General features: G+C 63.3%; 21 protein-coding genes and 1 pseudogene. 6 read left to right on the top strand and 16 right to left on the bottom strand.

Annotated elements, in window-relative coordinates; genetic code table 11:
• Positions 1–3: 3 nt before the first annotated feature.
• The 3 genes from C2U70_RS00920 to C2U70_RS00910 form a co-directional block, all read right to left on the bottom strand.
• Positions 4–1,254, bottom strand: coding sequence for a flavin-dependent oxidoreductase (locus C2U70_RS00920; RefSeq protein WP_140975984.1), 1,251 nt, complete (start codon positions 1,252–1,254; stop codon positions 4–6).
• A 151-nt stretch (positions 1,255–1,405) separates the two neighbouring features.
• Positions 1,406–2,242 carry an enoyl-CoA hydratase family protein gene (locus C2U70_RS00915; RefSeq protein WP_140975983.1) on the bottom strand — a complete coding sequence of 279 codons (837 nt, stop codon included), beginning with the start codon at positions 2,240–2,242 and terminating at the stop codon, positions 1,406–1,408.
• A 48-nt stretch (positions 2,243–2,290) separates the two neighbouring features.
• Positions 2,291–3,052, bottom strand: coding sequence for an SDR family NAD(P)-dependent oxidoreductase (locus C2U70_RS00910; protein ID WP_140975982.1), 762 nt, complete (start codon positions 3,050–3,052; stop codon positions 2,291–2,293).
• A gap of 227 nt (positions 3,053–3,279) precedes the next feature.
• Between C2U70_RS00910 and C2U70_RS00905 the strand changes: the two genes are divergently transcribed.
• The 5 genes from C2U70_RS00905 to C2U70_RS00885 are packed head-to-tail and all read left to right on the top strand — an operon-like array spanning position 3,280 to position 8,970.
• A complete protein-coding gene (locus tag C2U70_RS00905; protein ID WP_140976009.1) occupies positions 3,280–4,074 on the top strand; it encodes an alpha/beta fold hydrolase in 795 nt (264 codons plus the stop codon).
• Positions 4,071–5,360 (top strand): acyl-CoA dehydrogenase family protein, encoded by a 1,290-nt coding sequence (locus C2U70_RS00900; RefSeq protein WP_140975981.1) that lies wholly within the window; start codon positions 4,071–4,073, stop codon positions 5,358–5,360. Before C2U70_RS00905 ends, C2U70_RS00900 begins: the two co-directional genes overlap by 4 nt.
• A 2-nt stretch (positions 5,361–5,362) precedes the next feature.
• A complete protein-coding gene (locus C2U70_RS00895) occupies positions 5,363–6,898 on the top strand; it encodes an AMP-binding protein (protein WP_140975980.1) in 1,536 nt (511 codons plus the stop codon).
• Positions 6,895–7,983: an NAD/NADP-dependent octopine/nopaline dehydrogenase family protein gene (locus tag C2U70_RS00890; RefSeq protein WP_140975979.1), complete on the top strand. Its 1,089-nt coding sequence runs from the start codon at positions 6,895–6,897 to the stop codon at positions 7,981–7,983. The genes C2U70_RS00895 and C2U70_RS00890 overlap by 4 nt, the downstream gene beginning before the upstream one ends.
• Positions 7,984–7,986: 3 nt before the next feature.
• The gene (locus C2U70_RS00885; RefSeq protein ID WP_140975978.1) at positions 7,987–8,970 is read left to right on the top strand and encodes a 3-hydroxybutyryl-CoA dehydrogenase; all 984 of its coding nucleotides are present in this window, start codon (positions 7,987–7,989) and stop codon (positions 8,968–8,970) included.
• Here C2U70_RS00885 and C2U70_RS00880 read toward each other — a convergent pair.
• The 6 genes from C2U70_RS00880 to C2U70_RS00855 all read right to left on the bottom strand — a co-directional run bounded on the left by C2U70_RS00880 (position 8,967) and on the right by C2U70_RS00855 (position 15,309).
• Positions 8,967–10,013, bottom strand: a complete 1,047-nt coding sequence (locus C2U70_RS00880; protein WP_140975977.1) for a peptidase M29 — start codon at positions 10,011–10,013, stop codon at positions 8,967–8,969. The genes C2U70_RS00885 and C2U70_RS00880 overlap by 4 nt on opposite strands.
• Positions 10,014–10,050: 37 nt before the next feature.
• Positions 10,051–10,818 carry an ABC transporter permease gene (locus C2U70_RS00875; RefSeq protein ID WP_140975976.1) on the bottom strand — a complete coding sequence of 256 codons (768 nt, stop codon included), beginning with the start codon at positions 10,816–10,818 and terminating at the stop codon, positions 10,051–10,053.
• The gene (locus tag C2U70_RS00870) at positions 10,815–11,600 is read right to left on the bottom strand and encodes an ABC transporter permease (protein ID WP_140975975.1); all 786 of its coding nucleotides are present in this window, start codon (positions 11,598–11,600) and stop codon (positions 10,815–10,817) included. Before C2U70_RS00870 ends, C2U70_RS00875 begins: the two co-directional genes overlap by 4 nt.
• On the bottom strand, positions 11,597–12,373 hold the full coding sequence (locus tag C2U70_RS00865; RefSeq protein WP_186293986.1) for an ABC transporter ATP-binding protein: 777 nt from the start codon (positions 12,371–12,373) through the stop codon (positions 11,597–11,599). The genes C2U70_RS00870 and C2U70_RS00865 overlap by 4 nt, the downstream gene beginning before the upstream one ends.
• A gap of 181 nt (positions 12,374–12,554) precedes the next feature.
• Complete coding sequence (gene ilvD / locus C2U70_RS00860; protein WP_140975973.1) at positions 12,555–14,249, bottom strand: dihydroxy-acid dehydratase; 1,695 nt, start codon at positions 14,247–14,249, stop codon at positions 12,555–12,557.
• A 76-nt stretch (positions 14,250–14,325) separates the two neighbouring features.
• Positions 14,326–15,309, bottom strand: a complete 984-nt coding sequence (locus C2U70_RS00855) for an ABC transporter substrate-binding protein (protein ID WP_433960656.1) — start codon at positions 15,307–15,309, stop codon at positions 14,326–14,328.
• 178 nt (positions 15,310–15,487) lie between these two features.
• Here C2U70_RS00855 and C2U70_RS00850 point away from each other — a divergent pair, with 178 nt between their 5' ends.
• Positions 15,488–16,396: an NAD(P)-dependent oxidoreductase gene (locus tag C2U70_RS00850; protein WP_186293984.1), complete on the top strand. Its 909-nt coding sequence runs from the start codon at positions 15,488–15,490 to the stop codon at positions 16,394–16,396.
• A 15-nt stretch (positions 16,397–16,411) separates the two neighbouring features.
• Here the strand turns inward: C2U70_RS00850 and C2U70_RS00845 are convergent, their stop codons facing one another.
• The 7 genes and pseudogenes from C2U70_RS00845 to C2U70_RS32765 form a co-directional block, all read right to left on the bottom strand.
• Positions 16,412–16,969 (bottom strand): flavin reductase family protein, encoded by a 558-nt coding sequence (locus C2U70_RS00845; RefSeq protein WP_140975970.1) that lies wholly within the window; start codon positions 16,967–16,969, stop codon positions 16,412–16,414.
• Between the two features lie 9 nt (positions 16,970–16,978).
• A complete protein-coding gene (locus C2U70_RS00840) occupies positions 16,979–18,199 on the bottom strand; it encodes an acyl-CoA dehydrogenase family protein (protein ID WP_186293983.1) in 1,221 nt (406 codons plus the stop codon).
• A 70-nt stretch (positions 18,200–18,269) separates the two neighbouring features.
• On the bottom strand, positions 18,270–18,923 hold the full coding sequence (gene maiA / locus C2U70_RS00835; protein ID WP_140975968.1) for a maleylacetoacetate isomerase: 654 nt from the start codon (positions 18,921–18,923) through the stop codon (positions 18,270–18,272).
• A 45-nt stretch (positions 18,924–18,968) separates the two neighbouring features.
• Positions 18,969–20,231 carry a CaiB/BaiF CoA transferase family protein gene (locus C2U70_RS00830; RefSeq protein WP_140975967.1) on the bottom strand — a complete coding sequence of 421 codons (1,263 nt, stop codon included), beginning with the start codon at positions 20,229–20,231 and terminating at the stop codon, positions 18,969–18,971.
• A 158-nt stretch (positions 20,232–20,389) separates the two neighbouring features.
• The gene (locus C2U70_RS00825) at positions 20,390–20,824 is read right to left on the bottom strand and encodes a GNAT family N-acetyltransferase (protein ID WP_140975966.1); all 435 of its coding nucleotides are present in this window, start codon (positions 20,822–20,824) and stop codon (positions 20,390–20,392) included.
• Between the two features lie 40 nt (positions 20,825–20,864).
• Complete coding sequence (locus tag C2U70_RS00820; protein ID WP_433960655.1) at positions 20,865–21,158, bottom strand: hypothetical protein; 294 nt, start codon at positions 21,156–21,158, stop codon at positions 20,865–20,867.
• A gap of 2 nt (positions 21,159–21,160) precedes the next feature.
• Positions 21,161–21,382: pseudogene (locus tag C2U70_RS32765) on the bottom strand (hypothetical protein); the annotation flags it as partial.
• Between the last annotated feature and the right edge of the window lie 346 nt (positions 21,383–21,728).

The raw sequence follows: 21,728 nt of genomic DNA, 5'->3' as shown, positions 1-21,728 counted from the left end.
GCGTCAAGCGCGAACGGCGGCCAACCCCGGCACCGCCGCAAAGCCGGCCTTGGTCGCATAGCCCTTCACGATCGCTTCGCGCTGGGAATAGCTCAAGACCTTGTCGATGTTGTCGAAGCCGTCGGGCGCTAGCTGCTCGACGGCGTCGATGACGCCTTCCGGCCCGCCGCGGCGGTTGGAGCGGACGATCTCGGCCGTCATCGGCAGCCGCTTCTTCTCGTATTCCATCAGCGCCTGGCGCGGGTGCTCGGCACGGGCCAGAAGATCCGCGAGGCAGCGCGCGTCCAGGATCGCCTGGGAGGCGCCGTTCGAGCCGACCGGGTACATCGGATGCGCGGCATCGCCGAGCAGCGTGACGCGGCCGCTCGACCAGTACGGCAGCGGATCGCGGTCGCAGGTCGGGTATTCGTAGAATTCCGGCGTTGCCGAGATCAGGCTCTTCACGTCGACATAAGGCACCGAGAAGCGCGCGACATGCGGCATCAACTCGTCGCGCCGACCCGGGCGTGACCAGTCTTCCTTGCGCGGCGGCGGCGCATTGCCCTCGCCGATCTTCACCAGCACCGCCCAATTGGTGAGGCGGCTTGCGGGGCTTGATCCTTCCGCGATCGGATAGATCACCACCTTGGCGTTGAGGCCACCGGCCACAATCATCGACTTGCCGGTCAAAAACACCGGCCAGTCGCGCGCGCCGCGCCACAGCATCAGGCCGTTCCAGCACGGCGGCCCTTCATTGGGGAACAGGGTATCGCGCACACGCGAATGAATGCCGTCGGCACCGATGAGAATGTCGCCGCGCGCTGTATGGACGTGGCTGCCGGCGCGATCGAAGAAATAGGCGGTGACGCCGCCCTCGTCCTGGGTGAAGGCGCCGAGCCGACAACCGGTGCGGATCACGTCGGGCCCAAGGCGCTCCTCGACGGCGCGGTGGATCACGCCCTGAAGCCGCCCGCGGTGGATCGAGAATTGCGGCACGTCGTGGCCGGCGTCGATGCCGCGTGCCTCACGCCAAACTTCCTGACCATGACGATTGAGATAGTAGAGCTGATCGGTGCGGATCGCGACGTCGTCGAGCTTTTGCAACAGGCCGAGCCCGGCAAGCTCGCGCATGGCATGCGGCAACGTGTTGATGCCGACACCCAACTCGCGGATGGTGTCCGACTGCTCAAAAATCTCGCAGCCGATGCCGCGTGCCCGCAGCATCAACGCCGTGGTGAGACCTCCGATGCCGCCACCAACGATAATCGCCTTCATCGCCCAAACTCCACTCAATACACGCCAGGCAATGGCCGTAAGGTCGCACGGGCGGCGAGCCCGCCGCAAGCGGGTTTGTCGCCCCGTCATCGCGTCCGGCCGGGCTCTTTGGCTTAGCCTTAACCCTCGACCCGGACCGAGGCATCACGCTTTAGTTGCCCTGGAAGACCGGCTTAACCTTGTTGGCGAAGGCATTAAACGCGCGCTCGAAATCGGCCGTGGTCATGCAAAGCGCCTGCGCTACCGCTTCGGCCTCAATGGCCTCCTCGATCGACATCGCCCATTCCATCGCCAGCATCCGCTTGGTCATGGTGTTGGCGAAGGTCGGGCCTTCCGCGACCTGCTTTGCCAGAAGTTGCGCCTGCGGCTGCACCTGGTCCGGGGTGACGATGCGGCTGAAGAAGCCCCAGCGCTCGCCCTCCTCCGCCGTCATGAAGCGGCCGGTGTAGAGCAGCTCGGAGGCGCGCGACTGGCCGATGATGCGCGGCAGGATGGCGCAGGCGCCCATGTCGCAGCCGGCAAGACCCACCTTGTTGAACAGGAACGCGACCTTGGCACCGCCAGTCGCAAGGCGCATGTCGGATGCCATCGCGACGATGGCGCCGGCACCGGCGCAGATGCCCTCGACCGCGGCGATGATCGGCTGCGGACAGGCGCGCATGGCCTTGACGAGGTCGCCGGTCATCCGCGTGAACGCCGTCAGCCCCTTGGTGTCCATCTTCACGAGCGGGCCGATGATCTCGAACACATCGCCGCCGGACGAGAAATTGCCGCCGGCACCGGTGACGACGATCGCCTTCACCTCTTCATCAAAGGCGCAGGCGCGGAAGAAATCGGTCAGCTCGCGATAGCTCTCGAACGTGAGGGGATTCTTGCGCTCGGGCCGGTTCAGCGTGACCGTTGCGACATGATCGACCACCGCCAGCAAAAAGTGCTTTGGCGAATAGTCCGCCAGCGGCAACGTGACCGGATTTGCGGGTCTGCTCATGGGATCTCCCTGTTCTTGTCTCGTTTGCTGGCGGCGTTTGATGCCGCGCTAGATTTCGCCGCCCGCGACTACAATCGCCTGCCCTGTGATCGAACCGGCGCCCTCGCCGCACAGCCAGAGCACCGCATTGGCCACCTCCTGGGGCGACACCAACCGCCCCTGCGGATTGTGTTTGGCGAGCTCGGCAATCGCCTGCTCGCGGGAGCGCCCGGTTTTCTTCATGATGTTGTCGATGCTACCGGCGACGAGGTCCGTGTCGGTGAAGCCGGGGCACACGGCGTTCACGGTGACCCCAGTCGTTGCGAGTTCCAGCGCCAGCGAGCGCACGAGCCCGATGACGGCATGCTTGGCCGCACTATAGGCGCTGACATAGGAATAGCCCTTCAACCCGGCCGTCGACGCGACAGCGACGATGCGGCCGTGCGGGCGATCGCGCATGTCGGGCAGCACCGCGCGGATCGCGTGGACGACGCCCATGAAATTCACGTCCATCATGCGCGTAAACAATGCATCATCGGACTTTGCAAAGGGCGCCGATTCCGCGCTGCCTGCATTCGCGATCAGGATGTCGATCGGTTGCCGTGCAGACGCCCGCGCGATTGCAGCCTTGAGTGCGGCTTCGTCGGAGACGTCGGCCACTTCGGCAAAATGCGCAGCGCCGGCTTTCACGGCTTCGTCGAGCACGGCGGCATTGCGCCCAAGCACAGTGACGGTCGCACCTGCGCCCACAAGCGCCGCAGCTATCGCACGGCCGATGCCGCGCCCACCACCGGTCACCAGCGCATGTGCAGAATGCGGCAGTCCTGACATTACCGGGGCTCCCTGGAGGCAACAGGTGGATCGACCGCTCCGGATATATTTTAAACTTCAAATTTTTGCAATGAAGCCCGGGCTCGGCGCTGCGGGTGCGACGCAGAAAGCGCGGCCCGGAAATTGCTTTAAGTATAAAATTATCCCCCTTTTCATCCCCGAAAGGGCTGTTAGCATCGACGTCCCTAGCAAGAGGACACCGCGTGCCGGATCCGACGCCAACAACGATGAAAGCAGGACTGTTCGCCTATGAGGCAGCAGGCGACCCCAAGGCGCAGCCGCTGCTGTTCCTGCATGGAATTGGTGGGGCGGCGCGGGCCTGGCGCAACCAGCTCAGCGCTTTCGGCAACCGTTTTCGCGCCATGGCGTGGGACATGCCCGGCTATGGCGGATCGGCGCCGCTTCCCAACGTCAGCATTGCTGCCCTGGCGGATGCGCTGCAGGAATTCCTGCAGCAGACCGGGGCGACGAAGCCCATCCTCGTGGGACATTCGATCGGCGGCATGATTGTCCAGCAATGGCTGACCCGGCACAAGCGTGATGCGCATGCAGTGGTGCTGGCGCAGACGAGCCCCGCCTTCGGCAAGGCCGATGGCGACTGGCAAAAGTCCTTCATCGCGGCGCGGCTCGGCCCGCTCGTTCGCGGCGAGACGATGGCCTCGCTCGCACCGTCGCTGGTTAAGGAGCTGGTCGGTGACGATCCCGATGCCGATGGCATGGCGCTCGCGCGCGATTGCATGGCGAACGTTCCCGCGGCAAGCTATCGCGCGATGATGTTGGCGCTGATCGGGTTCGACCAGCGCGGCGCGCTGAAGGACATTTCCGTGCCGACGCTTTTCCTGTCCGGGTCCAAGGACAACAACGCCCCGGCACCAATGATGGCGAAGACAGCGACCTATGTCCCCGGTTCCCGCTATGTCGAGCTTGCCGGTGTCGGCCACCTTGCCAATCTCGAACGCCCCGACGCATTCAATGAAGCCTTGGGCGGCTTCCTCAACTCCGTCGTGGCCCCTTCCCCATGACGATGCAGGTCAGCAAAGGCATGAATTCTTCCGACAAGACTAAGCTGGATGCGCCGATCTTCGATCCGTCCGCGTTTCGCCTCGGCGACGAGCAGGCGGCAATCATCGCGCGCGCTCGCGAGATCGGCCAGTCCGAGTTCGCAGCGCGTGCGGCGGCCTATGACCGCGATGCAACGTTTCCGACGGAGAATTATCAAGACCTGCACCGCGTCGGCCTGCTCGGCATCGCGATTCCCAAGAAGCATGGCGGACTCGGTGCGGGCTATCAGACCTACGCGCTCGCGGCAGCCGAGATCGGCCGCTATTGCGGCGCGACCGCGCTGACCTGGAACATGCACGTCTGCTCGACTTTGTGGACGGGACCGCTGGCCGACGATCTCGATATGGACGCGGCCATGCGCGCCGAGCACGAGGCGCGGCGCGCGATCCACTACAAGCGCATCGTCGAGGATGGCGCGATCTACTCCCAGCCCTTCTCGGAGGGCGGAGCTGCGGCGGCGGGCGGCGTTGCCTTCGGCACGGAAGCAAAGCTGGTCAAGGGCGGCTGGATCATCAACGGCAAGAAGATTTTTGCGTCGCTGTCCGGGCACGCGGATTACTACGGCGTGCTCTGCACGGAGATCGCGGAAGGTGAGAAGGCGTCACGCAGAAATACCCTGTACCTGGCTGTTCCAGCCAAGTCGGACGGCGTGTCTGTGGTGGGGGATTGGGATCCGCTGGGGATGCGGGGCACGGTCTCGCGCACGCTCATGTTCAAGGACGTGTTCGTGAGCGAAGACGCGGCGCTGATGCCGCGCGGCGTCTACTTCCAGGCAGCGCTGCGCTGGCCGCACATGTTTCTGACGCTGTCACCGACCTATATGGGCCTGGCGCAGGCGGCTTATGATTTCACCGTGCGCTATCTGCGCGGCGAGGTGCCGGGCATGCCACCGGTGAAGCGCCGGATGTACCCGACCAAGCAGATCGCGGTCGCGCAAATGCAGATCAAGCTGGAGCAGATCAAGGCGATCTGGTTCCAAGCCATTACCGAAGCGCGCGCCAATCCAAGCAAGGAGCAGGTACTGCGCGCCTATGCCGCGCAGTATTCGGTGATGGAGGGTGCGAACGAGCTTGCCGCTCTCGCCATTCGCACCTGCGGCGGACAGGCGATGCTGAAATCGCTGCCGCTGGAGCGGATCTACCGCGACAGCCGTTGCGGATCGCTCATGCTGCCCTGGACGGCGGAGCTCTGCCTCGACCGCATCGGCCGCGAGGCGCTGTACGAGCCCGGCGAGACGGACGAGTAGCCGTGGACCTCTCCAGCCTGATCGATCGCAACGCGGCGTTTGCGCCTGACAAATCAGCCATCCGCTTTGAAGGCGCGAGCCTGAGCTATGCGGCCCTTGCCGCCCGCATCGAGCAGACTGCGGCTGCGTTGAAGACGGAACTTGGCGTCGGCCGTGGCGATCGCGTTGCGATCCTGAGCCTGAACCGGCCGGATTATCTGGTGCTGCTCTATGCCTGCGCGCGCCTGGGCGCCATGCTGGTGCCGCTGAATTGGCGGCTCGCGGTCGCCGAGCAGATTTTCATTCTATCCGACGCAAGCATCAAGGTGCTCATGCTCGAGCAAGCTTTTGCCACCATCATTCCGCAGATTGAGCAGAGCCTGCCCGGGGCTGCCGTCGTGGGGTTCGACTTCACCCCGCCGCGTGGCCAGACCTTCGACGCGCTGCTCGCGCGCGGGACTGGCAGCGGCCGCAATCCGCATATCGACCTCTCCTGCCCGCTGCTCATCGTCTACACGTCAGGCACCACGGGACGGCCCAAGGGCGCGGTGCTGCGGCAGGAGGCGCTGTTCTGGAACGGCGTCATGAGCCAGCACATGCACGATCTGACGTCGGGAGATCACGTGCTGACCGTGCTGCCGTTCTTCCATGTCGGCGGCCTCAACATCCAGACCACGCCGGCGCTGCAGGTCGGGGCGACCGTCACGATCCTGGCCCGCTTCACGCCCGATGCGGCGCTTGCCTGCATCGAACGCGACCGTCCGACGCTGACCGTGCTGGTGCCTGCAACGATCCAGGCAATCAGCGATCACCCCGCCTGGACGACGACCGACCTTTCCTCGCTGAAGGCGATCGCAACGGGATCGACGATCGTGCCGCCGCCGCTGATGCAGCGCTTCATCGACCGCGGCGTTCCCGTGCTCCAGGTCTACGGTTCGACGGAGACCTGTCCGATCGCAATCTACACAAGGTTCGGTGGGGACCTGTCGCGACTGGAATCGACCGGGCTTGCCGGCCTGTGCTGCGAGGCCAAGGTGATCGACGATATCGGCGTCGAGGTTCCAACCGACACACCGGGCGAAATCGCCGTGCGCGGTCCAAACGTGTTTTTCGAATATTGGGGGAATGAGAGCGCGACCCGTGACGCGCTGAGGGACGGCTGGTACCGCACCGGCGACATCGGCGTGTGCGATAGCGAGGGTTACTTCTGGGTCCGTGACCGCAAGAAGAACATGATCATTTCAGGTGGGGAGAATATCTATCCAGCCGAGGTCGAGCGCGTCCTGCTGGAGCACTCTGACGTCAGCGAATGTGCCGTGATCGGGCGGGCCGATCCGCGCTGGGACGAGGTACCCATCGCCTACGTCATCCGGCGACAGGGCTGCCGGATCGAGGCAGATGAGCTCAAGCGCCACCTTCAAGCACAGCTCGCACGCTTCAAGGTGCCGCGCGACATCGTTTTCGTCACCGATCTGCCGCGCACTGCGCTGGGTAAGGTGCAGCATTTCCTGGTCAAGCAGATCGATGCGCAATCGCGCATGCAAGGAGAAGTCTCGTGAAGATTGCGGTTCTGGGCGGCGGCAACGGCTCGTTTGCGGCCGCGGGGGATTTTGCGCTGGCCGGGCACGAGGTTCGGCTGTGGCGGCGGGATGCGGATCAGGTCGCGGCCCATCGTGCGGCGGGTTCGCGCATCTCGGTGAAGGATCACACCGGAAAGCACGACGTGAAACTCGCGCTGGTCACGACCGATATGGCCGAGGCAGTCGCGGGCACCGAGCTGATCCTCTGCCCTGCCCCGGCCTTTGCACAGGCCGATATCGCGCGCGCGCTCGCGCCACATCTCAGGGATGGGCAGGTGGTGTTCCTGCCGCCGGCGACGTTCGGTTCGATGATTTTTGCGATGGCGATGCGCGATGCCGGCAACCTCGCTAAGGCGAGCTTTGCCGAGACCGGCACCCTGCCCTGGCTGACCCGCAAGCATGGACCCTTCGAGGTCGCCATCACGATCCGCGCCAAGCGGCTGCCGGTCGGCGTGTTTCCGCTTAATACGGCGCCGCATGCGTTGGAGGTGATCGGGCGCGCATTTCCGAACGTCATCGAGCCATGCGGAGATGCGCTATCGGGCGCGCTGATGAATGCAGGTTGTATCATCCATCCGCCCCTGATCGTCATGAACGCCGGCCCGATCGAGCATTTCGAGCGCTGGGACATCCACAAGGAAGGCACGCAGGCCGCGATCCGCCGCGTCACCGACGCGCTCGACGCGGAACGCATTGCAGTGCGCGAACGGCTCGGCTACGGCGCGCCGCATTTTCCGCTGGCCGACCACTACGCCAAGGAAGGCGAAATCTGGATGTATGGCCGCGGCTCGCATGACCGCCTCACGGATTCCGGCGACTGGCGCGAACAGCTCGTGCTGAGGGAACATCGCTATATGCGGGAGGATTTGCGCCTCGGCCTGTCGCTGCTGGTCTCGGTGGCCGAGCTGGCGGACGTTTCGACGCCGCTCGCAAAGGCGTTTCTCGCCATCGGCGGCGCGATCTGCGGGGAGGACCTTTTGCGCGGGGGGCGCACGCTCGCAACGCTCGGGTTGGGAGACCTGAAGAAGGCCGAGCTTCAGACGGTGCTGCGTGAAGGATTTTAGGCAATGACGATGCGCTCGCACATTGCATGTCTCGGCGCCGGCCGCATGGGTCGCGGCATCGCGGTCGCGTTCGCTTATGCCGGGCATCCCGTGACGATGATCGACGTGAAGGATCGCTCTGCGGAGGATTTTGCCAAGCTCGAAGCGGATGCTCTCGGAGAGGTCCGGACGACACTGGCGACGCTCGCACGCCTGGGAATGCTGAGCGCTGATAACGCCGACACCGTGCTCGCGCGCGTCTCAGTCGTGCCTGCTGCTGCACATGACGCGGCTCTTTCAGGTGCCGGCCTGGTCTTCGAAGGTGTGCCTGAAATCGTCGATCTCAAGCGCGAGGTGCTTGGCGCTGCTTCAAGGAAAGTCAGCCGGGACATGATCATCGCGTCAACGACATCGACGATTTTGGTGGACGACCTCTCCAGCGCGATCGAGCATCGCGAGCGCTTTCTCAACGTGCACTGGCTCAACCCAGCCTATCTGATCCCGCTGGTCGAGGTGTCGCCGGGGGCTGCGACAGATCCGGCTGTTGTCGAGAAGGTCAAGGGATTGCTGGAGAGCATTGGCAAGGTGCCGGTGGTGTGCGCGGCGACACCCGGCTTCATCGTGCCGCGCATCCAGGCGCTCGCCATGAACGAAGCCGCACGCATGGTCGAGGAAGGCGTCGCCAGCGCCGAGGACATCGACAAGGCGATCCGCTACGGTTTTGGCTTCCGCTACGCCGTGCTGGGCCTGCTCGAATTCATCGACTGGGGTGGCGGAGATACCCTGTACTATGCCAGCCGCTATCTCGAAGGCGCGCTCGGCAGCGATCGCTACCGCTCCCCGGACGTAATCGCACGCAACATGCATGAGGGCCGGATCGGCCTGCGCACCGGCGCAGGATTCCTCGATTATTCCGGCCTCGACGTTCAGGCCTATCGCGAGCAGCGCCTCAAGGCGATGGTCGACATGCTCAGGCACTTTGGCCTGGCGCGGCCGCCGGTGCTTTAGCCGAACAAGTCCTGCAGCACGCCTTCGCGCACCACGGCGACCCCGTCGAGCTCGATGGTCGTTCCCATCATCGGCAGATCGAAATGTCCCGCCGTGTATCGGCCGGCGAACTCGTTGGCGCCGGTCGAGAACAGGAAGTTGCCGGACACCGCGCGGATCTCGGTGCCATTGGTGTCGCGCTGGTCGTACATCGAGAGCGCCTCGTAGCGTGCACCCGGGTTCATGCCGAAGCCGACATGGGACACCGCATAGGCCTCGCGGTCGCCCCAGGCGGCAAGATAGGCCCGCATCATCGCCGCATCCGTACCCTCGCCCTCCAGCTCGACGACATAGTCGTTCTTGAGCGTCATCTTCACGGGCGAGGTGAGGTAGCGCTTGAACGTCAGGTTGATATCACCGGGCGCCATCACCAGTGTGCCATTGATGGTCCCACTTTTGGGAAAACTCACGACAATCCCGCCCGGCCAGTGGGCCAGCGTCCCCGGCTTGTCGGTCCACCCCCACACGCCGACCGTGGAGGCGCCGACCATGTCGACATCCAGCGCTGTGCCCGCCTTCGACGTCACGCGCATGCGTTTTGTTCCCCGTAACATCTTTGCCGCCGCGCGAACCCGCTTCTCCAGCGCCGGATCCGGCAGCATGCGCTCGAGCGCCTCCGGATGCTCGTTGGAGATCACCTGGATGCGCGCGCCCGCCTTGAGTATTTCGGGCGTCTCCTTGGCGTGCATCAGGCCCTCGATGGTGCAATCGACCACAAAGCCCGCCTGCTGAAGCGCCGTCACCACCGGTCCCAGCCCCTGGATCGCCTCACTGGCGCCGGTGGAACGAACCGGTACGATGTGCCGGTTACGCGGCGTCGGCAACACGACATGAAAGGGACGCGCACCCATGCGCAGCAGGGCGAGCTCGGCGAGCTGAACGTTCAGCGCGCGCGACTGGGTCTCCGACAGGATCGCCGCGGTATCGCCGGCCTTGACGGCGCACTTCTCAAAGATCTCGCAGAAGGCGTCGATCCATTTCGCTTCGATGCGATCCGCCAGCATGGTTCACTCCCGGTTTCCTGGTCTCTTGTTGTTCAGTCTACGCTTCTGGGAAGCCGCGCAACAGATATGAGCGCAACGCTTGCAGCAGACCGTTCAGGATCAGTCCCAGCAGCGAAATCGTGATCAGCGGCACGAACATGTCAACGGCCTGGAATGTGCGTGCCGCCGTGACCAGCATGTGGCCTAGTCCGTCGGTCGATGTGATCATCTCGGCCAGGAACACCACGATACAGGAGATGACAAGCCCGATCCGGCAGCCCGTCAGGATCGATGGCATCGCCGCGGGTAGGACCACCTTGAACAGGATCTCGCGCCGCGGCGTCCCCGCCGCCATCGCCGACCAGATCAGCTTTTGCTCGACCGTCGAGGCACCATAGTACGTCGACAGCAGGATCGGAAACAGTGCGTCGGCGGCAACCAGCACGATCTTCGATTCATGCTTGAAGCCGAGCAGGAGCAAGAGCGCCGGATAGAGCGCAACTTTGGGAAGCGGTGCAAGCACCCGAACGATCGGCCGCACGACAGCATTGATGGCTGGATTGGCGGCCGCGGCAATGCCGATGCTCACGCCCAGTATGACGGCAATCGAGAACCCGCCGAACAGCCGGATCAGCGTCGCGGCGATCTCATGATGGAACGTGCTGGTCACGAGCTGCTGCAGCAGGCGGGCGAAGACGAGCCCCGGAGGTGGCAACAGCGTCGCCGGCGCAAACCCGAACGACACGAGACCTTGCCACAACGCGATCACCAGCGCGATCGGCACCAGGCCAAGCAGAACGTCTCCGGTGAGCGCGTTCGTCTTCATGAGAAACTCAGGGGCATGTCGAACTGGGGCTCGGACCACCGCACCAGCCGCGCGCGGATCCGCTCGAAGGCTGCGTCGAGACAAATGCCCATCATGCCGACGATGATGATCATGGCGAAGACCGTATCGTACTGGCCCATATCCAGGGCATTGAAGAGGATATTGCCCGCGCCCGATTGGCGGGCGATCATCTCGCTGGTGATCATGGTGATGAGCGCCAGCACGAGACCGGTGCGACAACCGGTGAGAATTTCCGGTAATGCCGCTGGCAACACGATCCGGACCAGGCGCTGGCCTGCCGAAAGCCCCATGGCAGCACCGGACCAGAGCATCTTCTCCTCGACCGCCTTGGCGCCCTCAAAGCTGTGATAAATCACCGGCAGGCTGACGCCGAGGAAGATGACGAGCGTCTTCGAGACGTCACCGACGCCGAGCCACAGCATGATGATCGGCATCAACGCTGCCTTCGGCACCGGATAGATGACCATCAGCAGCGGATTGAAGAAGGCCGCTACCGCCCGGCTACGGCCCATCATCAGACCAAGGGGAATGGAAAAGGCGAGGGCGAGAGCAAAGCCGATCGCCATACGGCGGAGCGACGCGAGGATGTTGATGAGGGCGTCCTTGTCGGTCAGGATCGAAGGGACGGCCCTGATCGCTTCGATCGCAGTCGGAAAGCTGTCATTCTTCAGTACAAGCGAAGCAAACTGCCACACGGCGAGCAGGCCGACACATGCCAGTACTGGCGCCGTGCGTTTGAGCAGGGTGGCTGCCGACATCATGGGTTTGATGCCGGTTCGTCGCTGTCGTCGAACATGCGTTCGATGTCGACGACGTACTTCTGATATCGCGGATCGAGCAGCAGCTCCGTGCGCCGCCGCGGTCGCGGCAGATCGATATCGATGACCTGACGAATGCGTCCCGGCGATTTGGACATCATCACGACCTTGTCGGAGAGGAACACGGCCTCCTCCACCGAATGGGTCACGAACAGCACGGTCTTCCGGTCGCGCTCCCAGATGTTCAGGAGGTCGTTTTGCAGGCGTGTCCTCGTATGCGCGTCGAGCGCACCGAAGGGCTCGTCCATCAGCAAGACCTCAGGATGATAGGCGAGCGTCCGCGCCAGCGCGACGCGCTGCTTCATGCCGCCCGACAGCTCCTTCGGGTAGAAGTTCTCGTAGCCCTTCAGGCCGACCATCTCGATCAACGCCTTGCTCTGCGCTTCAGCGTCCGCAGCGCGCACGCCTTGCTGGCGCGGTCCATACATTACGTTGCCGAGCACGGTCTTCCATGGAAAGAGCGCGAACTCCTGAAAGACCGGTCCGCGATCGGGTCCCGGACCGGTGATCGCCTTTCCCTTCATCTTCGCCAAACCGCTGGTGGGGCTGACGAAGCCACCGACGATGTAAAGAAGTGTCGACTTTCCGCAGCCGGACGGCCCGAGAATGGATACGAAGGCGCCATCTTCGATCGTCAGCGAGATATCCGACAGCGCCAGATGATCCTTGCGGGATGAGGTCTGAAATATCTGCGAGACGCGGTCGATCTCGATCATCGCGCTCGCCGTTTTGCGCGTCGCCGTTGGTGTTTCGCTTGATCTCGAAGGCACGGCCTTCCTTCTATCCTTTGCGTCGTCCACCAACATTCCGCGCGGTTCCCTGAACACACTCAACCAACGGCGGCAGCATAGCAAGAAGCTTGCTAGGCTGCGGTCTTGTCGCGGCTACCACCGCCGTTCAGTCGAACCACGGCCATTCCGCCGGACCTTCGTGTGTCACAGCTCCACCTGGCGCCTGACCGACCAGCCGCGCATATTTTGCAAGCGCGCCGGCGTGATGGCGTGGCGTACGCGGCTTCCAGTCGCGTCGTCGCGCCGCAAGCTGCTCATCGTCGACCAGCAAATCAAGCCGCCGGTTGCCGGCGTCAATCCGGATCCTGTCGCCGTCGCGTACCAGCGCAAGTGGGCCGCCGACGAACGCTTCAGGCGATACATAGCCGATGCACATGCCGCGCGTTGCGCCCGAGAAGCGCCCGTCGGTGATTAGCGCGACCTTCTCGCCCATACCCTGGCCGTAGATCAGAGCCGTGACGCCGAGCATCTCGCGCATGCCGGGACCGCCGACCGGGCCTTCGTTGCGGATCACCAAAACTTCGCCGGCCTGATAGTTGCGGCTCCGGACCGCCGCGACACAGGCTTCCTCATCCTCAAACACCCGCGCCGGTCCCTCGAAGGACATGCTCTTCAGCCCGGCAACCTTGATCACGGCACCGTCGGGGCAGAGGCTGCCCTTGAGCACCGCGACACCACCATCCGGCATGATTGGCTTGCCTGCGGAGTAAACGACCTCGCCATCGGGCGCATTCGCGCCGCCATATTCTTCCGCCAGTGTGCGGCCGGTGACCGTCAGACAGCTCCCGTCGATATGCCCGCTCTGGATCAGTTCGCGGATGACGACCGCAGCGCCGCCGATGTCGTAGACGTCCTTGGCGGTGTATTTGCCGCCGGGACGCAGGTTTCCGATCAGCGGAGTTCTTGCGAAAACCTCACCGACATCGTCGATGGTGAAGGCGATTCCAGCTTCGTTGGCCATCGCCGGCAGATGCAGCGCGGCATTGGTCGAGCCGCCGGTCGCCGCCACAATCGCTGCACCATTCTCGAGCGCTTTGCGCGTCACGATGTCACGTGGCAGCGGACCGCCGCGCTCAAGCATCTCCATGACCAGCCGCCCCGCCCGGCGCGAAACCTGCGCACGCTCGATATAGACGCCCGGAATCATGGATACGTTGGGAATGGTCAGGCCCATCGCCTCCGAGACCATCCCCATCGTATTGGCGGTGAATTGCCCGGCACAGGCACCGATGGTCGGCAGGCAGCTCCGCTCGATGCGTTCGAGCGTCACAGCATCGATCTCCCCGGTCATGAAGCTCCCGACGGCCTCGTAGGAATCAAGCACGGTCAGGGTTCGTCCGCCCAGGCGGCCGGGCAACGCGCTGCCGCCATAGATGAAGATGGACGGCACGTTGCAGCGGATCATCCCCATCATTACGCCCGGCAGCGTCTTGTCGCAGCCACCAAACCCGATCAGCGCGTCATAGGCGAGACCATGGACGACGGCCTCGATCGAGTCGGCGATCAGCTCGCGCGAGAACAAAGAGAACTTCATTCCCTCGTGATTCATGCTGATGCCGTCGGAAACCGAGATCGTCGCAAACTCACGCGGCGTTCCGCCGGCTTCCTCAATCCCTGCCTTGGCGGCGTCGACCTGGAAGTCGTGCGTCATGTTGCAGGGCGTCTGCTCGCCCTTCATGCTGACGACGCCAACCATCGGCTTCGCGATTGCGGCGTCGTCGAGTCCCATCGCACGCATGAACGCGCGATGAGGGGCCCGGTCGAGGCCGTCGGTCGTGACCCGTGATCGCAGCTTCTTCATGCGTGCATCAACTTCATCCGACGCCCGCAGATCGGGGCGCCGCTGCTTCTTGATCCGTCAGGGCCCAGGCGTCGACCTATTGTATCGGCGCGACGATGGTCGGGTGCTTGAACTGCGCGACATCCAGCTTCGGCAGCATCCCCGTCTCCGCGTAGATGTCGAGCATCTTCTGGATCGCCGGGAAATTCGGCGCCGCGCCCGGATCGCGGCCAAAGTCGTTGTCCTTGAGCAGATAGGTCTCAAGCACCGGAATCGGCGCCTTCAGCACCTCGTTGACCACCTTGAGTGTCTCTTCGCGGTTGGCGAGCGCCTTCTTCATCCCCGAGGTGATGTCGCGGACATAGGCCTTCACCAATTCCGGGTTCTTGTCGACGAAGTCGGCACGACAGGCTTCCAGGATGTGCACGATGTTTGGCATGGCCTGCGACAGCGAGAACAGCTTGCGCGTACCGCCCTTGGCTTCCGCGCGCGCAGCAAATGGCTGGTTCATGTTGACCGCGTCGACCCGCCCCTGCCGCAGCGCGTCCTCGGACACCGCAAAGCCGACTTCCACGAGCTTGATGTCCTTTGCCGGATCGATACCATTCTGCTTGAGCAACATATTGAACGGCCCTTGCGTGCCGCCCCCGATCACGGAAATGCCCACGGTCTTGCCCTTGAGATCGGCGATCGTCTTGATCGGCGAGTCCTCCATCACGGCCCAGTAAACCGAGAAGCCGCCGGGCTTCTCGAATACGTGCTGGGCCACGATGTAGGCTTTGAGATTGCCGCCCACGACGCCGTTGGACAGCGAGAGCGGCGCCTGCGTCGCGCAGTCCAGCGCGCCTGCGGCAAGCGCCTGCGTCATCGGCGCTGTGCCCTGAAACTGCGTCCACTCGATATTGTAGGTCTTGCCGAGGTTGGGGAATTCAGCCGGCCGCTTCATCATCCAGTACTTGGATTCTTCGGCCGGAATGGTCCAGCCAACGCGGATGGTTTGCTGCGCCTGTGACTGGCCATTGCTCGCGATGGCCGCCGTCAATGCCCCGAACGCCAGAATCCACTTCGAAACCATCCGCATCATGCCGCTCCGCTGTCTCGGCGCCTCAAGGCGCCACCCAACCCGACCTGGGTCGAATGTTTCATGGTTCAAACAACGAGGCAAGACGGGCAAAATGCCCCAAATTTCTCGATCGGGCTCGACTTTGTGCTAAGGCGACCATCGCTTGGCGTTGCGCTGCGACAGAAGGAGACGACCTATGGCTGAATCCGCCGGAGCTCACCCGCAGCCCGCCGAGAAGCTCGGCTATCTCGGCCTCGGGCTTATGGGGGCGCCCATGAGCCGACGACTGCTGAGGGCCGGTCACGACGTGACCGTCTGGAACCGCTCAGGCGGGAAGACGGCAGCACTGGTCGAGGCAGGCGCGAAGGGCGCAACGACGCCGCGTGATGTCGTAGCCCGTGCCACGATCATCTTCATGTGCGTGACCGATGCTGCGGCGGTGGAGGAAGTCGTCTTCGGTGCGAATGGTTTCACGGCTGAACCCGGGACCGGAAAGATCGTCGTCGATTTCTCCTCGATCCACCCCGAGGCTGCGCGCGACATTGCTGCGCGGCTGAAGGCTGCAAATGGCATGAACTGGATTGATGCGCCTGTGTCCGGCGGCACGAAGGGTGCGGAGGAAGGCACGCTTGCGGTCATGGCGGGGGGAGACGCGGCAGATGTCGAACGGGTGAGGCCTTATGTCCTCGCCATGGCGCGCAGATTCACCCACATGGGCCCGACCGGTGCAGGCCAGACTACAAAACTCTGCAACCAGGTGATCGTCGGCTGCGCAATGGCCGTTCTGGCCGAAGCAACGCGCCTCGCCGAGAACGCCGGCATTGATGCAAATCGCTTGCCCGAAGCACTCGCCGGCGGGTTTGCCGATTCCATCCCGCTGCAGCTCTTTGTCCCGCGCATGGCACGGGGCATTCACTCACCGCCGCTCGGTACGATCGCAACGATGCTCAAGGATCTCGATGCGGTTGCCGACGTGGCGCAGACCACATCTACACCGGTCCCAATGGCTTCGCTTGCCGGTCAGATCTTCAGATTGGCGAAAGCGGCCCGCGGCGCCGATGCGGACGCTCTGGAGCTCTACAAGCTGTCGGCCAAGTCGCCTTGAGTCCTTCCCCGCCGATTAACGTGAGGCTGGTGTGTCGGACGTGAAACGCCCATAGCCGCCGCGCGCAAACAGCAACGGCTCCTGCCGGTTATAGGAGTAGGCCTCGACTGCGCCGAGAAAGATCACGTGATCGCCGCCATAATACCGATTGACAGATCGGCACTGAAAATTCGCCACGCAATCCTCAAGGATCGGCGCATTGCCGAGTCCCGGCTTCCAGTCGACCCCGGCGAACTTGTCATCGGATGATCTTGCGAACTTGTTGGCGAGCTCCTGCTGGGACGTGCCGAGCACGTTCACCACGAAATGGCTGGCATTCTGAAACACGGGGAGGCTCGACGAATAGACCCCGAGGCTCCAGAGAACGAGTGGAGGGTTGAGCGACACCGAGGCAAACGAATTGCACGTCAGGCCGTAAGCCTTGCCATCGGGACCCGCGGCCGTGATGATCGTCACCCCCGTCGCAAAGGTGCCGAGCGCGTTGCGGAAGTCACGGGGATCGATCGACGAGCTATCGCTCGCAAACTCGTTTGCCGGGTCGGGAGCAGGCGGCTGCTTGGGAAGGTCATTCATCAGCCGGTCTCACAGCGTCAGGTTCTCGGACGGCAAGCCAAGCGCCACCCGGCCGTAGTTAGTTCCCGCGGCATCGAAGCTGAACGCAAGATGCGAGTTGATCGCGTGCGCGTCGCGGAATTGTCGCTGCAGCACGCCCGTCGTGAACAGACCACGCGCGCCGCTCGCCGAGAACAGCATTGACACCGCCTCGGTGCAAAGGTTGACGGAGAATGCACCGTCGCGCCGGTACTTCGTCTTGGTCATCATTGTAGGAATGTGACCGCGGCGCGCATCGTCCATGGCCTCGATGCAGGCCGAACGCATGATCAGTCGCGCCGCGTCGATCTTGGCGGACGCCTCGGCGATCTTGATCTGCGTGCTCTGGAAGTCGCTGAGCTTGGCGCGGTTATAGGTCGAGATGCGGTGGCGGACGACCTCGACATAGTCGTCGAGACAGGCTTGCGCATTCCCCAGCGCCACTCCGGACAGCACGAAGGGAAATAGGGAGAACACCGGCAGCGTGTAAAGGGGATTGGGATTCGTCGCGCTTCCCGGCGTTGGACCGCCGGCGAGATCGCTCACGGACACGCTCATGTGGTCGGCGACGAAGGCGTCCCTGACCTCGACATCGCCTGAGCCGGTGCCGCGCAGACCCGCGACGTTCCACGTATCCAGGATCTTGTAGTCGCTCTTGGGAAGCAGGAAGATGCGATACTCGATGCCATCGGCCTCGTCGTCCGATGCAACGACGCTGGCCAGCATGTTCCATTCACAGGACGCTACTCCCGACGAGAACGGCCAACTTCCATGGAGCCGATAGCCGCCCTCGACTTTCCTCGCGCGACCGGCCGGGAAGATGAAGGATGAAGCAATCAGGGTGTTGGGATCCTTGCTCCAGACCAGCTCTTGCGCCGTCTGCCCGAACATGCCGAGCATCCAGTGATGGCTCGCCAGATTGGCAAAATTCCAGGCGACCGAGGCATCGGCCTGCCCGAGGAGGTCGGCACAGTCGATCAACGCAACATAGTCGAACTCCGCTCCGCCGAACCGCTTGGGTTGGAGGATTCTGAACAGCCCTGATTCGTGCAGGTCGCGCTCGGTTTCGGGAGGCAGACGCCTCAACTCTTCGGTCCGGGCAGCACGCTCCCGCAGTTGCGGCACGAGCGCTCTGGTTCTTGCGACCGTCGCCACATAGGCCTGCTCAGCCGAGCTCCGACCCGTGCTTGGTTTTTGACCGCCGGCCACCATTTCATTCCCTCGCGCTCTCAATGTTATGCGACTGGAACTCTCGCAAATCAAGCGAGGCAGGTCCTAACGCTTAACGCGCTGTCAACCGGTATCCCGGCTGTTCGAAAGGATGCGATGTCGCGAAGGCCGGAAGCGTAAAACAGCGATCCGCGAGCTGCGCGACGGTCGGAAAAGGTGCCAGATCCAATTTGAGGAAATGCGCGCCGACGACCTGACCCGCGATGCAGATATCCGCGATTCCAGGCCCTGCCCCCAGCGTGAAGGGAGCGGGTTGACGCTTGGCCAGCAGGCGCTCGTAAGTCGCCAGTCCTTCCGTCGCCCAATGCGTGGCCCATGTCCGGATCGCCGCGTCGTCGGCCCCGAACTGGCCTATGAGATGGTTGCGGACACGTGGCGTGACCAGCGGGTGGGAGTCGGCAACCGTCATCAAGGCAAGCGCCCGCGCGTAGGCACGCTCGGCAGGATCGATCGGCAGCAGCCGCGGCTCCGGCGCGATATCATCGAGATATTCGAGGATCGCCAGCGACTGGAAAATCCGGCGGTCGTCATGAACCAGGGTCGGAACGACGCGCTCGGTGTTGACGGCATCGTAGTCCGGCTTGAACTGCTCGCCGGACAGGATGTCGACCGCAATCTCTTCGAACGACAGTCCCTTGAGTTTCAAAGCAACCCGCACGCGAAAAGATGCAAGCGACCGCCAGAACCCGTAGAGTTGTATGCCCATCGCCTGTCTCTGTTGCAACCAGTGGGGTTCTCTGCGCCCGCTCCCTCAGCTCTGGTCAGCCTGCCTGCCGAAGACCCCCTTGCCGGCAAGTTCAGCGAGCTTGCTGTCACTATACCCTAGTGCCTGCCTCAACACATCCTTGGTATGCTCTCCCAGCAGCGGTGCGGCTACGGGGTCGATCGCCGGGGTCTGGCTCATCGTCACAGGTGGTTCGATATTCGGGACCCAGCCCGCCGTTGGATGCGGAATGCGATTGAGCCTTCCTCGTTCCGTCGCCTCCGGTGCACTAAACCCCTCTTCAACCGTGCGGAGATAGCCAACTGGAATGTTGGCAAGCTTCATCTTGGCCATCCAGTTCTCGAGACTATCGCTTGCGAAGACCTCCGCAATTGCGGCACGCAGCTTCTCCTTGTTCTCGGACCGCGCCTTACGGCTCGCAAACTGCGGATCGGTGATGAGGTCCGGCCGGTTCAGCACTTCCACCACCAGGCGGCGATAAAGCCGATCGTTGGCGCATGCCATGTAGAGCGGCCCGTCCGATGCCTCGTAGACACCGACGGTGGGAGAGCCACTCGGCGAATTGCCGAACCGCCCTGGGTTCTGGCCGTTGATCAGATAGGCCATGCCATAAAAGCCCGTCATACCCATGGCGACGTCGAACAACGCGACCTCTACGTGCTGCCCATGGCCAAGCCGGTCGCGCGCGAGCAACGCAAGGAGAATCGCGTTACAGGCTGACATTCCCGTCGCCATATCGACGATCGGAGGTCCAGTCCGTACCGGCGGACCGTCGGGAAAGCCGTTCAACGACATGAAGCCACTTTCGGCCTGGGTGATCGGATCAAAGCCGGGCCGGGACGCAAACGGCCCGCTGCGGCCATAGGCCGAGATCGAGCAGTACACCAGCCGCGGGTTCGATGGTGCTACCGACTCGTAGTCGAGTCCAAACTTCTTCATGACGCCGCTTGAAAAGTTCTCGACGACCACGTCTGCCTTCTGGATCAACTCTCGCGCCACCTCGCGCGCCTCCGGCAAGGTGAGATCCAGCGCGATGCCCCGCTTGTTGCGGTTCAGGCTGATATAGGCCGCACTCTCCCCGCCGATCTCGGCGTGCTCGTAGGCGCGCGTATCGTCACCACCGTCAGGGTTCTCGATCTTGATGATCTCGGCACCGAAATCACCAAGCGTCTGGGTGCATGCCGGTCCCGCCACCACGCGCGTGAAGTCGACCACCAGCAGCCCATCCAGGGCGGCACCCTGCTTCCTGGCGCCGGGTTGACGCTCCGGCAATTGAGGGACGATAGGCATCGGCGGGCACTCCCTGGCATCGGCTTCCCTTCGCCGATTTTCTTGCATCCTGGAACTTTTACGCGCGGCCGCGCCCGATCCGCAAGAGCAGCGCCCGGCTCAGACCACCTCCTCCAGGACAGACCAGCCATTCCGCTTGATGGAAAACGACCAGGCGGCTACGTCCTCAGCAAGCATTTCCGCCAGTAGAGCGAGCTTGGCCAGGCCCATGGCACGTCGGGCGCATAGAGCTCATAGCCGGCCCTGATGAAGTTGTTAGCTGACGCGATGTTGTCCGTGGTGTCGGAGACGATGTTGCGCCAGCCAATCCGACGCGCGTGCGTCTCAATGGCCCTCATCAGCCTCAACTGCAACGCCCGTCCACGATGACGACTAATGACCCCGACCCGGCAGAAGTAGCCGGCGCTGCGAACATGTGTCGACGGCACGACGCCTGCGAAGGCCACGGCTTCCGACCCACGGTATGCTAGCCACCATGCTCCGCTGGAGAACCGCGGAACGGCCGCGCCGCCAAGGAAGGTCGCACGATGGAGATCGGCAAGCGTCTCCGCGATGTCCTCGTCATCCGGATCGACAATGCGGCATTTGTACATCAGACGTTACCAAGAGTTGTCGGAGCATGGACGCATCGCTCTACCTGCCGAGCATCAACTTGAAGCCGAGCCAGGCCGCACCGAGCAATCCGGTGACGATCACGGTGATGACCGCCTTGAAGGTGTAGCTTTGCGCCTGTTCGACGCTCCGTCTCCATCTCCTCAGATGCTGAAAATCCGCCCTCAGCTCACGTCGGTCATCTTCTTCGATTCCAAATGAGCTGAGAACCGACGCGACCGCCTTCATGACGATCGCATCGACACTCTCGCGCTCCAGCCGTTGCTGCTCGGCCAGCGTTTCGGCGACAATGACCCGGATCTCATCTTCGCGCATGCTCACCGCCTGATGATCCTTGCAACATTCTCGAAGCCGCGCTTTGCGAAGTAGAAGGACACGACGAGATTGGCGGTGACGGACGCGAATCCCGTCAGCGGATCCGTCGAGCCAAGGCCAAGAACCTTGTCGAAGACGAGGAGTTTTGAGAAATAGATCGCCACGCAATAACCCATGAGCTTGTCGGGCTCGTGCCAGCGTCCGAGCTCCGCGTTTCGGTCTTGCTTCTTGCCAGGCTCTGAATGTCTGCAGCCGTCGCGGGCGCGCAACCCTCGTTGACGCGCTCTGCGACGGGGACTGACAGGGCCGTTCGTCTCTTGAATTTCGTCATGTCGGAACCCTCCGGCGCCGGCGTGAACAGCGCGGCTCGAGGCCGCGCCGCAGGCCGGCGCATTTTGCCAATACTGGTTCGGACGACGGCGCGCTGATCGGCGCTCAGTGAACGCGTATCAACGAGGTCGAGGCCGCGTGCGCGGCCGCCGTCCGGTCTCGGATGTCAAAATGAAAAAACCCGCGGCGGATGTCTCCGCGCGGGTCGATCGATGCGTCTTGCGATGATGACAATATACA

It is taken from the genome of Bradyrhizobium guangdongense, from assembly GCF_006483445.1.
Classification (GTDB): Bacteria; Pseudomonadota; Alphaproteobacteria; order Rhizobiales; family Xanthobacteraceae; genus Bradyrhizobium; species Bradyrhizobium guangdongense_A.
The sequence above is the reverse complement of the archived record's forward strand: the minus strand, read 5'-3'. Positions and strand labels throughout refer to the sequence as shown.

Excerpts from the sequence above, each read along its gene's own strand:
- C2U70_RS00920 (WP_140975984.1), bottom strand. The coding sequence starts at position 1,254 with ATGAAGGCGATTATCGTTGGTGGCGGCATCGGAGGTCTCACCACGGCG.
- C2U70_RS00915 (WP_140975983.1), bottom strand. The coding sequence starts at position 2,242 with ATGAGCAGACCCGCAAATCCGGTCACGTTGCCGCTGGCGGACTATTCG.
- C2U70_RS00910 (WP_140975982.1), bottom strand. The coding sequence starts at position 3,052 with ATGTCAGGACTGCCGCATTCTGCACATGCGCTGGTGACCGGTGGTGGG.
- C2U70_RS00905 (WP_140976009.1), top strand. The coding sequence starts at position 3,280 with ATGAAAGCAGGACTGTTCGCCTATGAGGCAGCAGGCGACCCCAAGGCG.
- C2U70_RS00900 (WP_140975981.1), top strand. The coding sequence starts at position 4,071 with ATGACGATGCAGGTCAGCAAAGGCATGAATTCTTCCGACAAGACTAAG.
- C2U70_RS00885 (WP_140975978.1), top strand. The coding sequence starts at position 7,987 with ATGACGATGCGCTCGCACATTGCATGTCTCGGCGCCGGCCGCATGGGT.
- C2U70_RS00880 (WP_140975977.1), bottom strand. The coding sequence starts at position 10,013 with ATGCTGGCGGATCGCATCGAAGCGAAATGGATCGACGCCTTCTGCGAG.
- C2U70_RS00875 (WP_140975976.1), bottom strand. The coding sequence starts at position 10,818 with ATGAAGACGAACGCGCTCACCGGAGACGTTCTGCTTGGCCTGGTGCCG.
- C2U70_RS00870 (WP_140975975.1), bottom strand. The coding sequence starts at position 11,600 with ATGATGTCGGCAGCCACCCTGCTCAAACGCACGGCGCCAGTACTGGCA.
- C2U70_RS00865 (WP_186293986.1), bottom strand. The coding sequence starts at position 12,373 with ATGATCGAGATCGACCGCGTCTCGCAGATATTTCAGACCTCATCCCGC.
- ilvD (WP_140975973.1), bottom strand. The coding sequence starts at position 14,249 with ATGAAGAAGCTGCGATCACGGGTCACGACCGACGGCCTCGACCGGGCC.
- C2U70_RS00855 (WP_433960656.1), bottom strand. The coding sequence starts at position 15,309 with ATGCGGATGGTTTCGAAGTGGATTCTGGCGTTCGGGGCATTGACGGCG.
- C2U70_RS00850 (WP_186293984.1), top strand. The coding sequence starts at position 15,488 with ATGGCTGAATCCGCCGGAGCTCACCCGCAGCCCGCCGAGAAGCTCGGC.
- C2U70_RS00845 (WP_140975970.1), bottom strand. The coding sequence starts at position 16,969 with ATGAATGACCTTCCCAAGCAGCCGCCTGCTCCCGACCCGGCAAACGAG.
- C2U70_RS00840 (WP_186293983.1), bottom strand. The coding sequence starts at position 18,199 with ATGGTGGCCGGCGGTCAAAAACCAAGCACGGGTCGGAGCTCGGCTGAG.
- maiA (WP_140975968.1), bottom strand. The coding sequence starts at position 18,923 with ATGGGCATACAACTCTACGGGTTCTGGCGGTCGCTTGCATCTTTTCGC.
- C2U70_RS00830 (WP_140975967.1), bottom strand. The coding sequence starts at position 20,231 with ATGCCTATCGTCCCTCAATTGCCGGAGCGTCAACCCGGCGCCAGGAAG.
- C2U70_RS00825 (WP_140975966.1), bottom strand. The coding sequence starts at position 20,824 with ATGTACAAATGCCGCATTGTCGATCCGGATGACGAGGACATCGCGGAG.
- C2U70_RS00820 (WP_433960655.1), bottom strand. The coding sequence starts at position 21,158 with ATGCGCGAAGATGAGATCCGGGTCATTGTCGCCGAAACGCTGGCCGAG.